The organism is Rhodothalassium salexigens DSM 2132 (assembly GCF_004341375.1).
In the GTDB taxonomy this organism is placed as follows: Bacteria; Pseudomonadota; Alphaproteobacteria; order Sphingomonadales; family Rhodothalassiaceae; genus Rhodothalassium; species Rhodothalassium salexigens.
This window is the reverse complement of the sequence record NZ_SLXO01000001.1, coordinates 261,242-277,437: the sequence shown is the minus strand read 5'-3', so window position 1 is coordinate 277,437 and position 16,196 is coordinate 261,242. Positions and strand designations below refer to the sequence as shown.

Sequence of the window (16,196 nt, the reverse complement as noted above, 5' to 3'; positions counted from 1 at the left end):
GGGGCATGACGGCCAAAAACACCAGCGTCAGACAAGCGCGCGCCGGCGCGGCGGCGACCGGGGCTGCGGCGATGGTTGCGGCAGCGATGGCTGAGACCGGCGGGGCCACACCGGGGCCGCAGCCACGTCCCTGCGGTCGCCAGAGCCGTGGGCGGGGCGCCCGCCGGTGGGCGGCGGTCGCCTTGGCGGCGGGCTTGCTGGCCGGTTGCGTGGGCGTGGAGTTTCCCGGCGGTTCGGCCCCGGTCGGGCCGGTGCCGGCCCCCGACACCCGTGGCACCGGTAACCAGAAGGTCGGCCGACCTTATCAGATCGGCGGCGTGTGGTATTATCCGCGCGTCGACCCGGGCTATGATGCGGTCGGGCTGGCGTCCTGGTATGGGCCCAAATTCCACGGCCGGTCGACCGCCAATGGCGAACGCTTCGACATGAACAAGCTGACCGCCGCCCACCGGACGCTGCCGATGCCGTCGATCGTGCTGGTCACCAACCTGGAGAACGGCCGCTCGGTGCGCTTGCGGGTCAATGATCGCGGCCCGTTCGTCGACGACCGGATCATCGACGTGTCGCGCCGCGCCGCGCAGTTTCTGGGCTTCGAGCAGAAGGGCACCGCCCGGGTGCGGGTCCAGGTGCTCGACGCCAACGGCCAGCCCGCCGACAGCCGCCGGGTCGCCGACGCGGTGCCGGCGCCCGCCGGGGTCGGCGGGCCGTTCTTCGTCCAGATCGCCAGCATGAGCAGTCTGGACAATGCCCGCCGCCTGCGCGATGCGGTCGCGCGCTTCGGTCGGGCGCATATACAAAAAGTGTGGCTGGACGGGCGGCGTTTCTATCGGGTTCGATTGGGACCCTATGATGGGCGCAGTTTGGCCGCCCGGACCCTCGACCGTCTGTACGACCAGGGCTATTACAGCGCCCGCGTGTTCACCGATTCCATAGGATGATGCCGATGCCCCTTTTCGCGCGCTTGCCGCTTTGCTTGTCCGCCATGCTGTCCGGGCTGGTGTTGACCTGGGCTGCGGCCGTGACGCCGGCCCACGCCCAGACCATCGACACGCCGGCGGCCCATGCCTTCCTGCTCGACACCCAGACCGACACGACGCTGTTCGCCAAGGACCCCGACGAGCCGTTTCCGCCGGCCTCCATGTCCAAGATGATGACCGTCTATCTGCTGTTCGAGCAGATCAAGGCCGGCACCATCGCGCTCGACGACACCGCGCGCGTGTCCACCGACGCGTGGAAGCGCTGGGCGGGCTCGGAAGCCTCGCTGATGTTCCTGCGCGAAGGCGAGGAGGTGAATTTCGACAACCTGATCCACGGCATCATCGTGTCGTCGGGCAATGATGCGTGCACCGTGGCGGCCGAGGCGGTGGCCGGCAGCGAGGACCTGTTCGCCCAGTGGATGAACGAAAAGGCCGCCGAGTTGGGCATGACCAACACCCGGTTCCAGAACGCCTCGGGCTGGCCGGCCGAGGACCAGTATACCACCGCGCGCGACCTGGCGACGCTGGCGCGCGCCACCATCGAGGATTTCCCCGAGCTCTATCGCTTCTACGGCGAGACCGAGTTCACCTATGGCAAGGATTTCCGCACCGGCGAGCCGATCACCCAGTATAACCGCAACCCGCTGCTGTTCCGCATGTCGGACAGCGCCGACGGGCTCAAGACCGGCCACACCGACGCGGCGGGCTATGGCCTGACCGCCTCGGCCAAGCGCGACGACCGGCGGCTGATCCTGGTGGTGTCGGGCCTGGAAAGCCAGAGCCAGCGGGCGCGGGAATCCCGCCGGCTGATGGAATATGGCTTCCGCAACTTCCAGACCTACACCCTGTTCGAGGCCGGCGAGACGGTCGAGGACGCCACCGTCTGGCTCGGTCAGTCGCCCAAGGTGCCGCTGGTGGTGGAACAGGACATCACCCTGACCCTGTCGCGCAAGCAGCGCAACGACATGACCGTGACGCTGGCCTATGACGGCCCGGTGCCGGCACCGATCGAGCCCGGCCAGCCGCTCGCCACCCTCACCGTCACCACCTCCGACCGCGAGCCGCTGACCGTGCCGGTGGTCGCCGGCGAGGCGGTGGCGCCGATCAGCGGCTTCGGCAAGGTCAAGGCGGCGCTCGAATACATCGTGTTCGGCGCCTCGACCCAGGAGTGACCGCCGGTCATCCAGACGCGACGCCGGGACACGACACCCCGGCGCCGTCCGAGCCCTCCGAACTGCCAGGCCCGGGGCCGGCCCGGGGCCGGTTCATCACCCTGGAAGGCGGCGAGGGCGCCGGCAAGTCGACCCAGGTGGCGGCCTTGGTGGCGTGGCTGCGCGACCGGGGCTTCGAGGTGGTGGCGACGCGCGAGCCCGGCGGTGCGCCGGGCGCCGAGGCGATCCGGGCGCTGCTGGTCGAGGGCGCGGTCGACCGCTGGCAACCGATGACCGAGGCGCTGTTGCACGCCGCCGCCCGCCACGAGCATCTGGCGCACACCGTGCGCCCGGCGCTGGCGCGCGGCGCCTGGGTGGTGTCCGACCGCTATGTGGAATCGAGCCTGGCCTATCAGGGCGTGGGCCAGGGCGTGGGGGTGGCGACGGTGGGCCAGATCCATACGCTCGCCAACGCCGGCGAGGTGGCCGACCTGACCGTGCTGCTCGACCTGCCGGCCAGGACCGGGCTGGCGCGCGCCGCCGGCCGGGGCGACGCCGACCGCTACGAACGCTTCGACGGCGCGTTCCACGACCGCATCAACACGGCGTTTCGCGACCTGGCGGCGGCTGCACCGCAGCGCTTCCGGGTCGTCGACGCGGGCCAGCCGGCCGCGGCTGTCACCGCTGCGGTGATCGACGCCGTGGCCCGCCGCTTCGGCCTCGACCATGACTAGGCCGGCCGCCGCAGACGCCCCGGCAGCGCCGTCGCCGGCGGCGGCCGAGACGCTGGTCGGCCACGGCGCCGCCGAGGCGGCGCTGCGCGAAGCGGTCGCTGGCGGCCGGTTGCACCATGCCTGGCTGATCAGCGGGCCGCAGGGCATCGGCAAGGCGACGCTGGCCTATCGCGTGGCGCGCTGGCTGCTGGCTCGGCCGCCGGGCGGCACCGCGCCGGACGCGGCCGGGCCGGGGCTGTTCGGTGACGACCTGCCGCCTGCGACCGCCCCCGACGGGGAGCCGGCAAGCGGGGCAGGGGGCGCGCATGACGGCCTGTGGCTGGCGCCCGACGATCCGGTGTTTCGCCGGGTGGCGGCGGGCGCGCACCCCGATCTGTGCGTCATCGACCGCGCCTGGGACGACAAGCGCAAGGCGCTGCGCAACGAGATCGTGGTCGACGATGTGCGCCGGGCCCAGGCCCATTTCGCCGCCACCGCCACCGAAGGCGGCTGGCGGGTCGCCATCGTCGACGCCGCCGACGAGATGAACCGCTCGGCCGCCAACGCGCTGCTAAAAACGCTCGAAGAGCCGCCGCGCGACAGCGTGTTGTTCCTGGTCGCCCACGCGCCGGGACGGCTGTTGCCGACGATCCGCTCGCGCTGTCGGGCATTGCCGCTCAAGCCCTTGTCGGTGGCCGACACGGTGGCGGTGCTCAGCCGGCATCTGCCCGACCTCGACGACGCCGACCGCCGCGCGCTCGCGCAGCTGTCCGAGGGTGCGCCGGGGCGCGCGCTGGCGTTGCACGCGGCCGGCGGGCTCGACGTCTATCGCGCCATGGTGGGCCTGTTGGCCGGGCTGCCCCGGCTCGACCGGGTCGCCGCCCACGGGCTCGCCCGGCAATTGTCGGGCAAGGCCGCCGATGCGGCCTATCGCACCTTCACCCGGTTGTTGACCGACTGGATCGGGCGCATGGTGCGCACCGCCGCGCGCGGCGCGGCCCCGGCCGAGATCGTCGCGGGCGAGGCCGCGGCGATGACCCGGCTGGCCGCCGCCGCGCCCCTTGATCGCTGGGTCGCGGTGTGGGAGGAGGCAGGGGCATTGATCGCGCGCGCCGACCGGGTGTATCTGGATCGCGGGCAGGTGATCCTGGCGCTGTTGGAGACGCTGGCCGCGACCGCCGCCGGCCGGCGGGCCTGACGCCCCCGGCCGCGCCCGCTACCTGGCCGCACCCGGGGCCTGGTCGTCGGTGACGCATAGCTGCCGGCCCGGCCGGGCGGCCCGGTCCGGCTGGTGTCTGCCCCTGCGGTGGCTGCGCGGGCACCCCATGCCCGGCCGCCCTTCACCCCGGTCGGCGCCACCGATCGTTTGGTTCCTCTAAGCCCGGAAAGCCCGAGCCGATGTCTGCGGACAAGACCCCGTTCTACGTCACCACGCCGATCTACTACGTCAACGACGTGCCCCATATCGGGCATGCCTATACGACGCTGGCCTGCGACATGCTGGCCCGGTTCAAGCGGCTTGACGGCCACGAGGTGTTCTTTCTGACCGGCACCGACGAACACGGGCAGAAGGTGCAGAAATCGGCCGCGCAGGCGGGCGTCGACCCGCAGGCGTTCTGCGACCGGGTGTCCGGGCGGTTCAAGGTGCTGCTCGACGCCATGAACTTCTCCAACGACCAGTTCATCCGCACCACCGAAGACCGCCACAAGCGTGCGGCTCAAGACCTGTGGCGCCGGATCGCCGACAATGGCCACATCTATCTGGACAGCTATGCCGGCTGGTACGCGGTGCGCGACGAGGCCTATTACGCCGAAAGCGAACTCACCAAGGCCGAGGACGGCAGCCTGCTTGCCCCCACCGGCGCGCCGGTGGAATGGGTCGAGGAGGAGAGCTATTTCTTCGACCTGTCCAAATGGCAGCAACCGCTGCTCGACCTTTACGACCGCCGGCCCGACTTCGTGAAGCCGCAAAGCCGGCTCAACGAGGTGCGCAGCTTCGTCGCCGGGGGCCTGCGCGACCTGTCGATCTCGCGCACCACCTTCGACTGGGGCGTGCCGGTGCCCGACGCGCCCGGCCACATCATGTATGTGTGGATCGACGCGTTGACCAACTATCTGACCGCGCTCGACTATCCCGAAACCGGGGCGGGCAGCGCCTATGACCGCTTCTGGCCCGGGGCGCTGCACATCGTCGGCAAGGACATCCTGCGCTTCCACGCCGTCTATTGGCCGGCGTTTCTGATGGCGGCGGGGCTGGAGCCGCCGCACCGCGTGTTCGCCCATGGCTGGTGGACCAAGGAAGGCCAGAAGATCTCCAAGTCGCTGGGCAATGTTCTCGACCCCTTCGACCTGGTCGAGCGGTTCGGCCGCGACCCGGTGCGCTATTTCATGATGCGCGAGGTGCCGTTCGGCAATGACGGCGACTTCGCCACCGACGGCTTCGTCGGCCGCTGCAACGCCGACCTGGCCAACGGTATCGGCAATCTGGCCCAGCGCACCCTGTCGATGATCCACAAGAATTGCGCCGGCGCGGTGCCCGAACCGGGGCCGCTGACCGACGACGATCTGGCCTTCCTGGCCCAGGTGGATGGCGCCCTCGACGATGTCCGCCCGCACATCGACGCCCAGGCGCCGCACCTGGCGCTTGAAGCGATCTGGGCGCGGGTGTCGGCGGGCGACGGCTATATCTCAGCCCAGGCGCCGTGGACGCTCAAGAAGACCGACCCCGCGCGCATGGCCACGGTGCTTTATGTGACCGCCGAGGCGGTGCGCCAGATCGCCATCCTGATGCAGCCGATCGTGCCCGAGGCCGCCGCCTCGCTGCTCGACCAACTGGGGCAGGGGGCCGATGACCGCCGCTTCGAGCGCTTGGGCGCCGGCCATCGGTTGACACCGGGTATCGCCATCGCCAAACCCCAGGGCGTGTTCCCGCGGATCGAGGTGGAGGCGGGCGTATGACCGCGCAACCCTATCTGGTCGATAGCCATTGTCATTTGAATTACAAAGGCTTGGCCGACGATGTTGAGGGCACGATCGAGCGCGCGCGGCGCGCCGGCGTGGCCACCCTGCTGACCGTCAACACCAAGATCTCCGAGTTCGAGGCGATCCGCGACATCGCCGCGGCCCATGACGATGTGTGGTGTTCGGTGGGCGTGCACCCGCACGAGGCGGAGGCCGAGGCGCACATTCCCGAAGACGCCCTGGTCGACTATGCCGCTCATCCCAAGGTGGTGGCGGTCGGCGAGACCGGGCTCGACTTCTATTACGACAACGCCCCGCGCGACGCCCAGGAACGCAGCTTCCGCAAGCATATCGCCGCGGCGCGGCGCAGCGGCCTGCCGGTGATCGTCCACACCCGCGACGCCGAGGCCGAAACCGCGCGGATCATGGCGGAAGAAATGGCCAAGGGACCGTTCCGCGCCGTCATCCACTGCTTTTCGGGCACGCCGCAGTTCGCCGAACAGATGCTGGAACATGATTTCTTCATCTCGTTTTCGGGCATCGTCACGTTCAAGAACAGCTATGACGTGAAGGACGCGGCGCGGCTGACGCCGCTTGGCAAGCTGCTGGTCGAGACCGACGCGCCGTTCCTGGCCCCGGTGCCGCACCGGGGGCAGCGCTGCGAACCCGCCTTCGTGGCCGACACGGCGGCCTATCTGGCCGACTTGAAGGACCAGGATCTGGACCTGATCAAGCGCACCACGGCGGAGAATTTCTTTCGCCTGTTCACCCGGGCCACGCCGCCCGGTGCGGCGACGCTGGCGCATATCGGCGGCTCATGAAGGTTACGGTTCTGGGCTGCGGCACGTCGTCGGGCGTGCCGCGCGCGCCGCTTGACTGGGGCGTCTGCGACCCCCTTGAGCCGCGCAATCGGCGCCGCCGGCCGTCGATCCTGGTGCAGTCCGAGACCACCACGCTGGTGGTCGACACCGGCCCCGACTTTCGCGAACAGATGCTCGACGCCCATGTGGGCCGGCTCGACGCGGTGGTCTACACCCACGACCATGCCGATCACACCCACGGGCTCGACGACTTGCGCGGCTACTACCGCGCGCAGGGCGCCGAGATCCCGTGTTATGGCGCGCCCGAGACGCTGGCCGGGCTGACGCGGCGCTTTGCCTATGCGTTCGAGCCCAAGCGCGGCTATCCCGCGATCGCGCGAGCGGTGCCGATGGCGTCGTCGGCGCCGGTGACCATCGGCGATATCGAGATCGTGCCGTTCGTCCAGGACCATGGGCCGATCCAGTCGCTCGGCCTGCGGGTCGGCGACTTCGCCTATTCCACCGACGTCCACGCCTTGCCCGCGGCGAGCATCGAGGCCCTGGCGGGCGTGCGCATCTGGATCGTCGATTGCGTGCAGGAAAAGCCGCACCCGAGCCACGCCCATCTGGCGCGCACGCTCGACTGGATCGCCACCGTGGCGCCCGAACGCGCCTATCTGACCCATTTGTCGCAATGGCTCGACTATGCCAGCTTGACGGCCCAACTGCCGCCGGGGGTCGAGCCGGCCTATGACGGGCTGGTGCTGGAGATCTGAGCGCGCGACGACCGCGCGGGGAGAGGTAGCCGATGACCGATCGAGACAAGCGCTCGCGCCACGGCGTGCCCGAGGATGGCCCGGCGCCTGCACGCGCCCCGGCCGGCGACGAGAACCGCCGGCGCGCCCGCAACGCCAGCGATGACCGCGCACCGGAAGCCGGGGCGGACCGTCGCCCGCGCACCGGGTGGTCGTCCGCCCCCCGGCACACCGACCGGTACACCGGTGGGCAGCAAACCGGCCGTGGCTCGGGCCGGCGCGGGATGCCCCGATGGCTGCTGCCATTGGCGCTCGTGGGCCTGGGCGCCTGGCTCCTCACCGGGCCGCTGGCCGGCGCGTCCCTGGGCGTGCTGGTCTTCGTGCTCGCCTGGGGCGGGTTCGCGGTGCTGATGGCCAGCCGGTTTTTCGCCGGCCGGCCGCTCGGCGCCTTCGCCCGGCCCGCCTTGGTGTGGCTGGCGATCGTCGCCGTGCTCGCCGGCGGCTACGCTTTCCGGCGCGAGCTCGGCGCAGTCGGCGACCGGGTGTCGGCCAATCTGGGCACCGGCCAGGGCTACAGCGTCGACGCCGGCCCGGACCGCGCGCGGGCGTTCGAGCGCGCCGCCGACGGTCATTTCTATGTGCGCGCGACGGTCGGCGGGACGCCGCTGCGGTTCATGGTCGACACCGGCGCGAGCCTGGTGGTGTTGAGCCCCGCCGACGCCCGGCGGATCGGCATGGTCCCGCCGCGCGCCGCGTTCACCGGCCGGGTCCAGACCGCCAATGGCACCGTGGCGGTGGCGCCGGTGCGCCTCGACGCCATCCGGGTCGGCGACATCGTGGTGCGCGACGTGCCGGCGCTGGTCCACGGCCGGGCGCTCGGCCAGTCGCTGTTGGGGCAAAGCTTTCTCAACGCCCTCGACGGCTATGAGGTGCGCGACGGCCGGCTGATCCTGAAACAAGCGGCCACGCGCTGAGCCCGGGCGCGACACCCGCCCAGCCGCCGCCCGGCCCCCGACCGGCCACCGACCGGGCTGGCCGTGGCACTCACCGTATCGAACATAAAGCTTGCATTTCGCGCGCCGATATGGTGAAAGGCGCTATTGCCAGGGCGCGCGTGGGCCGCAGACACCATCGCGGAAGGCGCCCGACCATGCGAGGCTATCGGCGGACCGGACCCCCGGTCAGACCCTCAATGGGCCGATCCTCCCCGCCTTCCGGCGGACCCGAACCGGGCAGCTGTTCTACGCCGGCTTCCAAACATTGATGATAGACCGCGTTGCGCGTGCGGTGCCGTGTCGATCGGCGCCCCGGCTGCGGTCGTTTTGACGAAAGCAAACGCTTTGACCACTTTTTCCGATCTGGGCCTCGCCCAACCCGTTCAACGCGCCGTGGCCGCTGCCGGTTATGAAACTCCGACGCCGGTGCAAGCCGCCGCGATCCCTGCGCTGATGGAGGGCCGCGACGTCCTCGGCATCGCGCAGACCGGCACCGGCAAGACCGCCGCCTTCGTGCTGCCGCTGCTCGACCAATTGGCCCGCGAGCCCGGGCGTATGGGGCCGGGCAAGGCGCGTGCGCTGATCCTGGCGCCGACCCGTGAACTGGCCGCGCAGATTGCCGACGCGTTCCGCACCTATGGCAAGTTCCTGCGCGTGCGCTCGGCGCTGGTGGTGGGCGGTGCCAAGGCCGGCCCGCAGCTGCGCGCGCTCAACGCCAGCCCCGACGTGATCGTCGCCACCCCGGGCCGGCTCGAAGACTTCATGGGCACCGGCGCGGTCAAGCTCGACGACACCGAGATCGTGGTGCTCGACGAGGCCGACCAGATGCTCGACATGGGCTTTGTGCCGGCGATCCGGCGCATCCTGGGCCAGGTCGCCGAGCCCCGCCAGACGGTGCTGTTCTCGGCCACCATGCCCAAGCCGATCAAGGCGTTGGCCAACGAGTTTCAGACCGATCCCGAGACCATCGCGATCACCCCGGCGGCGCAACCCGCCAACCGGATCGACCAGCAGGCGCTGGCCGTGCCGGCAAGCGAAAAGCGCACCCGGCTGGTCGAATTGCTGAACGGCGAGGGGGCTGCTGCGTCCAAGGGCCGGGCCATCGTGTTCACCCGCACCAAGCGCGGCGCCGACCGGGTCTGCGACCATCTGGTCAAGGCCGGTCTGTCGGCCGGCGCGATCCACGGCAACCGCAACCAGAACCAGCGCGACCGGGCGCTGCGCGCGTTCCGCACCGGGCGCACGCCGATCCTGGTCGCCACCGACGTGGCGGCGCGCGGCATCGACGTGGACGACGTGGCGCTGGTGGTCAATTACGAGTTGCCCGAAGTGCCCGAGGTCTATGTGCACCGCATCGGCCGCACCGGCCGCGCCGGGCGCAGCGGCACCGCCATCGCGCTGTGTGATCCGGCCGAGCGCGCGCTGTTGCGCGATATCGAGCGGCTGACCGGCCAAACCCTGCTTGACGACGGTCAGGGCCCCGACGCGGTCAGCGACAGCGCCGGCGGACGCGGGCGCGGCAAGGGCCGCCCCGGCGGCGGCGGTCGCGGCCGCAGCGGTCGCAGCAATGGCGGCCAGGGTGGCGCCGGCAGCCGGCCGCGCCAGGCCGCGGGCAAGGCCGGCGCCCGTCACGGGGGCGCCAAGGCGGCCCATGGTGGCGGTCATGCGGGTGGCGCCAAAGCCGGCCACGGCCAACGCAGCCGCGCCGGGCAGGGCGGCGGTCGCCCCGGCGGGGGCCGCCAGGGCCAGGGCGGTAACCGTCCGCAGGCGCGTCAAGGCGCCTGATCGGGCGCTATCGAACGCCCGGCTGCATATCTGCGGGTCCTCCCGGCGCCTGACCTTCGACGGTCACGGGCGCCGGGGGACCTGAAGATCCTCAAGCGCCACAAGACATCGGGCTCGGCCGCTGATCGTCAGCGACCGGGCTTTTTTGTTGGTCGTCTTCCAATCTTTGGGCGTTCAGTCGTTTAGAATCAGTCGGTTAGAAATAGAGCCGGACCGCCACCACGCCATTGTGGGTTTCGATCCGGCTGCCGACGCCTAAGGTCTCGGTGCGCTGGAAGCGATAGCCCAGGTCGAGCGCCAGGTGGGCGCGCGGCTTGAACACCAGCCCGCCGCCGGCCTGCCAGGTGAAGGCTTGTTCGGCCGGGCCCAGATCGTTGACGAACGCGACCCCGGCGCCGCCGAGCGCATAGGCTTCGACCCGGTCGGTCAGCGGCTGGTCGACCGCCACATTGGCGATCAGTGTATGCACATCGATGGCGTCGGACGGACGCGGTGGGCCGAACAGGCTGTCGGGCACGCCGTCGGTGGGAAAGCTCAAGCCGCGATAGGCGTAGTCGGCCTCGACCCGCACGCGGCCGAAATCATAGCCCAAGAGCGCGCCGATCATGACGCCATTCAGATCGTCCGGACCGGTTTGGGCGATGGCCTTGGCATCGGCATAGCCGGCCTGAATCGCGCCATAGAGGCTCGGGCCGGCGGGGGCGTCGCGGCTCACGCGGGCGTCGCGCGCAACCATTGTGTCGCGCTCGGCGGCGTCCATGCGCGGTGTGTTGGCCCGGTCCGAGCGCCGCTCCGCGTCGGCGGCGGTGGACATCGCACCGGCCATCAGGCCGGCGAACAACAGGGATAGGGGCAGTCGAGGGAAAGCGGTGCGAACCATGGTGACGCATACATCCAACAGATCCGGAGTGAACACTGTTTAACCAAGAGCCAGATAAGCCGTCTGGCAACCTCGGCAAGACCCAATCGACGGAACGCCGATCACAAACCCGTCACGGAAGGTGTGAATTGGTGCACCGGGTCGCGTAAAGAATTTTGCATAATATAAATTATGCGCCCTTTCGGTATTGGCGTTCGAGATGGATGGAGTTTGAGACGGATATCGAAACCCGAAACCCGTCGCCGTGCCGGCCCTGAAGTCCCCTCGGTTTTCGATCGCAGCCCGGCGGTGGATCGCGGTATGGCCGCGCCCGGTGTGGCAACCGGGTGGCGACGGGTTCGAGACCCGCGAATTGGGCGACGATACGCCCTTTTGCACGGTCGAGCGTCGACGTTGGTCGCCTAGAGGTCGTGGCACCGCCGGCCGGATACCGCGGCGCCCTTTTCAAGGCGGCCCGAGCGCTCGTGCTTTGGTTTAGCGCCCGGCTCGCCGATTGGTCGTCCGGGGCATGGAAAATTGCGCTTGAGCGGCGGTTTTGTGCTGACCTGGGGGGCTCTTGGGGCGTTGGTTGTACGGCCATTGTTCTTGCTCGCCTTGCTGCCGCCCGGCTACCGTTCCGGCGGCCGTTTGGGCGACGCGCCGTCGACGCTGGACCGTGGGCGGCTGAACGACTGCCTCAGAGGGACCAAATCCAACGAGCGGACACGCCGAGCCCCAGCCGGCGCCGTCCCAAAAAAGCAGGGAGCCGACACACCAATGAAACGTTTCCTCCTCTCCACCGCCATGGGGCTGGTGCTCGCCACCGCGCCGGGCCAGCCGCAAGCGGCGGCGGCCGACGGGGCGATGGCGTCCAAGACCTTCGCCGGCGTCGAGGTGCGCAATATCGGCCCGGCGCTGATGTCCGGGCGCATCGCCGACATCGCCATCGACCCCCAAGACGTGTCCACCTGGTATGTGGCCGTGGGCTCGGGCGGCGTGTGGAAGACGGTCAATAACGGCACCACCTGGACGCCGCTGTTCGATGACCAGCCGGTCTATTCCATCGGCGACGTGACGCTCGACCCCAGCAACCCGCACCGGGTCTGGGTCGGCACCGGCGAGAATGTGGGCGGGCGCCATGTGGGCTTCGGCGACGGCGTCTATCGCAGCGACGACGGCGGCCAGACCTGGACCAATATGGGTCTGGAAACGTCCGAACATATCTCGACCATCGTCGTCCACCCCGACGACGGCGACACCGTGTTCGTGGCCGCGCAGGGCCCGCTGTGGTCGCAAGGCGGCGACCGGGGTCTCTACAAGACCACCGACGGCGGCGAGACCTGGACGCAGGTCTTGTCGGCGGGGCCCTGGACCGGCGTTACCGACGTGGTCATGGACCCGCGCAACCCCGACCGACTGTATGCGGCCACCTGGCAGCGCCACCGCACCGTGGCCAGCTATATGGGCGGCGGGCCGGAAACGGCGCTTTACAAGTCCGAGGACGGCGGCGAGACCTGGGAGAAGCTGACCCAAGGGCTGCCGACCGGCAATCTGGGCAAGATCGGCCTGGCGCTGGCGCCGGAAAACCCCGACATCGTCTATGCCGCAATCGAGACCAACCGGCGCAAGGGCGGCATCTGGAAATCCACCGACCGCGGCGCGTCGTGGCAAAAGCAGTCGGACACCGTGTCGGGCGGCACCGGTCCGCACTATTACCAGGAACTCTACGCCCACCCGCACATCCCGGGCCGGCTTTATCTGGTCGACGCCACCACCCAGGTGTCGGATGATGGCGGCAAGACGTTCCGGCCGATCAACAATGAGTACAAGCATGGCGACGACCACGCCATCGCGTTCCGCCCCGACGACCCCGACTATATCCTCGTCGGCTCGGACGGCGGCGTCTATGAAAGCCATGACGGCGAAAAGACTTGGCGCTTCATCGACAATCTGCCGGTGACCCAGTTCTACAAGGTGGCGGTCGACGACACCGAACCGTTCTACACCCTCTATGGCGGCACCCAGGACAACAACACCCAGGGCGGCCCGTCGCGCACCGACGACATCCAGGGCATCACCAATTCGGACTGGTTCATCAACCTGTTCGCCGACGGCCACCAGCCGGCCACCGAGCCCGGCAACCCCGACATCGTCTATTCGGAATGGCAACAGGGCAATCTGGTGCGCGTCGACCGGACCACGGGCGAGTTGGTCCACATCCAGCCCCAGGCCAAGGACGGCGAGCCGCCCGAACGGTTCAACTGGGACGCGCCGATCAAGGTCAGCGCCCACCAGCCGACCCGGCTTTACTATGCCAGCCAGCGGCTGTGGCGCTCGGACGACCGCGGCGACAGTTGGACCGCCCTGTCGGGCAACCTGACCCGCGACCAGGACCCGATGACCCTGCCCTTCATGGGCCGGCAATGGTCGTGGGATGCGCCATGGGACATGTTCGCCATGTCCAACTACAACACCATCACGTCGATCGCGGAATCGCCGCTCGATGAGGACCTGCTTTATGTGGGCACCGACGATGGGCTGATCCAGGTGACCACCAATGGCGGCAAGCGCTGGCGCAAGATCGAGGTCAGCGACCTGCCCGGCGTGCCCGAGACCGCGTTCGTCAACGACATCAAGGCCGACCGCCACGACCGCGACACCGTCTATGTGGCGCTCGACAACCATAAATATGGTGACTTCAAGCCCTATCTGCTGAAGAGCACCAATCGCGGCCGCAGTTGGACGTCGCTGGCGGAGGGACTGCCCGACAAGCATCTGGTCTGGCGCGTGGTCCAGGATGGCCAGGATGCCGACCTGTTGTTCGCTGGCACCGAGTTCGGCCTGTTCTTCACCGTCGACGGCGGCGAGACCTGGGTCGAACTCGACGGCGGCGTGCCGACGATCGCGTTCCGCGACCTGGCGATCCAGGAGCGCGAGACCGACCTGGTGGGCGCCAGCTTCGGGCGCGGCATGTTCATCCTCGACGACTATGCCTTCCTGCGCGACGTGGAAGCCGACGATCTGGAAGACGAGGACGCGCTCCTGTTCCCGCCGAGCCGCCGCGCCTGGTGGTACATCGAGCGCCACCGGCTGGGCTTCTCCGAGGGCGCAAGCCAGGGCCACAGCTACTTCCGGGCACCCAATCCGCCGTTCGGCGCCACCTTCACCTATTATCTGAAGGACGGCCTCGAAACCCGCGAGGAGCAGCGCCAGGCGCGCGAAAAGCCGCTCGTCGAGGCCGGCGAGGACGTGCCCTTCCCCGGCTTCGACGCGGTCGAGGCGGAACGGCGCGAGCAGACGCCCGAGATCTGGCTGGTGGTCCGCGACGCCGACGGCAATGTGGTGCGCCGGGTCGCCGGGCCCACGTCCAAGGGCTTCCACCGGGTCAGCTGGGACCTGCGCTTCCCCGCCCAGACCGCCATCGGCACCCCGGCCTCCTACCCCGACCGCGAGCCCAAGGGCTTCCTGGCGGCACCGGGCGACTACACCGTGTCCTTGGTGGCGCGCGTGGACGGCAAGACCAAGCAACTGGTCAGCCCCAAGCCGTTCACGGTCGAGCGGCTGCGCGACGGCGCGCTCGACGGCGCCGAGCCTGAGGCCGTGGTCGCCTTCTGGCGCGACCTGAGCACCCTGCAGCGCAGCGTCACCGGCGCCATGCAGGCGGTCGGTCTGCTCGAAGACCGGTTGGGTCTGATCAAGACCGCGATCGCGCGCTCCGAAGCCGCGCCGGCCGAGTTGGACGCGCAATGGGCCGAGATCCGTGACGAGCTTTACGAGATCGACGCCGGTCTGAGCGGCCACAAGGCGCGCGCGGAAGTGGGGGCGCTTCAGGGCCCGAGCGTGGCCGAACGGCTGGGTAAGGTGCTGGTGGGCACGGCGCGCTCCACCTATGGCCCGACCGCGACCCACAGCGCCGTGTTCGACGAGGCGCTGGCCCAGTTCGAGGGCTTGCGCGCGCGCATCGAGACGCTGCGCGGCGAGACCATCCCGGCGCTGGAGACCGCGCTGATGGATGCCGGTGCGCCGTGGGTCAAGGGCGCGCCCCTGCCGCCGGTCGACCTCGACCGCTAAGCCGGTCCGCCGCTTCGGCCACCGGCTGAGGCGGCAACCACCGATCCCGCCGCCGTGCGCGCGTACGGCGGCGACGGCGGGATTTCCCAGCCGAGACCCCGGGCGGGTCAGGCGCTCTTCGCCGCCCCTTGCGCTTCGGTCGGCGCGGCGCCTTCGGTGTCGCTCGGCGGCGGGGCCGGGGCCGGCAGGCGGGGCAAGAACGACCCGCCATGGCGGACCACGAAATCGCGGAAGATGCGCGTGGCGGTGGTCGCCTCGCGGTCGGTGCGCCGGATCAGGAACCAGTGCCGCATGATCGGCAGGCCGGGCAGCGGCACGGTGGCGAGCTTGCCGTCGGCGAGTTCGGTATGGACCGTGTGCGCCGAAATGATCGCCATGCCCAGGCCGGCCATGACCGCCTGTTTGATGGTCTCGTTGGTGCCCATCTCGGAGACGTCGAACGCCCAGCCGTCGCCGACGCCGTCGAGGAACGCCGCGGTCAGGCTGCGCGTGCCCGAGCCTTCCTCGCGGGTCAGAAACGCCTCGTGGCGCAGGTCTTCGGCGGTCACGTCATGGCGCCCGGCCAGGCGGTGACCGGGCGGTGCGATCAGCACATAGGGATGCTCGCCCAGCACGTCGCGTTCGACCGCCAGATCGGCCGGCGGCCGGCCCATGATCGCCAGATCGTATTCGCGCCGGTAGAGCGCTTCGAGCAGCTCGCCCCGGTTGCCGATCGACAGATGCACATGGATGCCCGGATGGGCCTCGCGAAACGCCGCCACCAGCCGGGGCGCGAAATATTTCCCGGTGGACACCACGCCCAGATCCAGCGAGCCTTCGGCGCCGGCGTTCAAGGCCGCGATGCGATGCGCACAGCCGCTGACCACCGCGTCGATCTCGTTCGCCGCCGCGATCAGTTCGCGCCCGACCGGCGTCGGTTCAAGCCCATCGGGCCCGCGCACATAAAGCGCTGCCCCAACCGCGTCCTCCAACCCCTTGAGTTGGGCGGCAATCGCCGGGGGCGTCACCGACAGCCGCTTGGCCGCATTGGTCACCGATCCGGTGTGGATGGTGGCGGCCAGCGCGCGCAACTGGCGGAATGAAAGGCCCCGGAGATCGGACATAGATTCTCTTTATGCTGGTTCGGGAT

12 protein-coding genes are annotated in these 16,196 nt (G+C 69.8%); 10 read left to right on the top strand and 2 right to left on the bottom strand.

Annotated elements, in window-relative coordinates; translation table 11 throughout:
* Window positions 1–194: 194 nt before the first annotated feature.
* The 9 genes from EV659_RS01190 to EV659_RS01150 all read left to right on the top strand — a co-directional run bounded on the left by EV659_RS01190 (window position 195) and on the right by EV659_RS01150 (window position 10,137).
* Entirely contained in the window at window positions 195–938 is a 744-nt protein-coding gene (locus EV659_RS01190; protein WP_200287588.1) for a septal ring lytic transglycosylase RlpA family protein, read from the top strand.
* Window positions 939–943: 5 nt separating this feature from the next.
* A complete protein-coding gene (locus EV659_RS01185) occupies window positions 944–2,149 on the top strand; it encodes a D-alanyl-D-alanine carboxypeptidase family protein (protein ID WP_200287591.1) in 1,206 nt (401 codons plus the stop codon).
* Window positions 2,150–2,211: 62 nt separating this feature from the next.
* Complete coding sequence (gene tmk / locus EV659_RS01180; protein ID WP_132707148.1) at window positions 2,212–2,862, top strand: dTMP kinase; 651 nt, start codon at window positions 2,212–2,214, stop codon at window positions 2,860–2,862.
* Window positions 2,855–4,039, top strand: a complete 1,185-nt coding sequence (locus EV659_RS01175; RefSeq protein ID WP_132706706.1) for a DNA polymerase III subunit delta' — start codon at window positions 2,855–2,857, stop codon at window positions 4,037–4,039. The genes tmk and EV659_RS01175 overlap by 8 nt, the downstream gene beginning before the upstream one ends.
* A gap of 200 nt (window positions 4,040–4,239) precedes the next feature.
* Window positions 4,240–5,799, top strand: coding sequence for a methionine--tRNA ligase (gene metG, locus EV659_RS01170; protein WP_132706704.1), 1,560 nt, complete (start codon window positions 4,240–4,242; stop codon window positions 5,797–5,799).
* Window positions 5,796–6,623, top strand: coding sequence for a TatD family hydrolase (locus EV659_RS01165; protein WP_132706702.1), 828 nt, complete (start codon window positions 5,796–5,798; stop codon window positions 6,621–6,623). The genes metG and EV659_RS01165 overlap by 4 nt, the downstream gene beginning before the upstream one ends.
* Complete coding sequence (locus EV659_RS01160) at window positions 6,620–7,378, top strand: MBL fold metallo-hydrolase (RefSeq protein ID WP_132706700.1); 759 nt, start codon at window positions 6,620–6,622, stop codon at window positions 7,376–7,378. The genes EV659_RS01165 and EV659_RS01160 overlap by 4 nt, the downstream gene beginning before the upstream one ends.
* Before the next feature lie 32 nt (window positions 7,379–7,410).
* Window positions 7,411–8,331, top strand: a complete 921-nt coding sequence (locus EV659_RS01155) for a retropepsin-like aspartic protease family protein (protein WP_132706698.1) — start codon at window positions 7,411–7,413, stop codon at window positions 8,329–8,331.
* Window positions 8,332–8,697: 366 nt separating this feature from the next.
* Window positions 8,698–10,137, top strand: coding sequence for a DEAD/DEAH box helicase (locus EV659_RS01150; RefSeq protein ID WP_132706696.1), 1,440 nt, complete (start codon window positions 8,698–8,700; stop codon window positions 10,135–10,137).
* Window positions 10,138–10,333: 196 nt separating this feature from the next.
* On the opposite strand, the gene EV659_RS01145 is transcribed toward EV659_RS01150, so the two are convergent.
* Entirely contained in the window at window positions 10,334–11,017 is a 684-nt protein-coding gene (locus EV659_RS01145; protein ID WP_132706694.1) for an outer membrane protein, read from the bottom strand.
* Between the two features lie 756 nt (window positions 11,018–11,773).
* Between EV659_RS01145 and EV659_RS01140 the strand changes: the two genes are divergently transcribed.
* A complete protein-coding gene (locus tag EV659_RS01140) occupies window positions 11,774–15,067 on the top strand; it encodes a VPS10 domain-containing protein (RefSeq protein ID WP_132706692.1) in 3,294 nt (1,097 codons plus the stop codon).
* Between the two features lie 107 nt (window positions 15,068–15,174).
* Here the strand turns inward: EV659_RS01140 and EV659_RS01135 are convergent, their stop codons facing one another.
* Entirely contained in the window at window positions 15,175–16,170 is a 996-nt protein-coding gene (locus EV659_RS01135) for a LysR family transcriptional regulator (RefSeq protein ID WP_132706691.1), read from the bottom strand.
* Window positions 16,171–16,196: the final 26 nt, after the last annotated feature.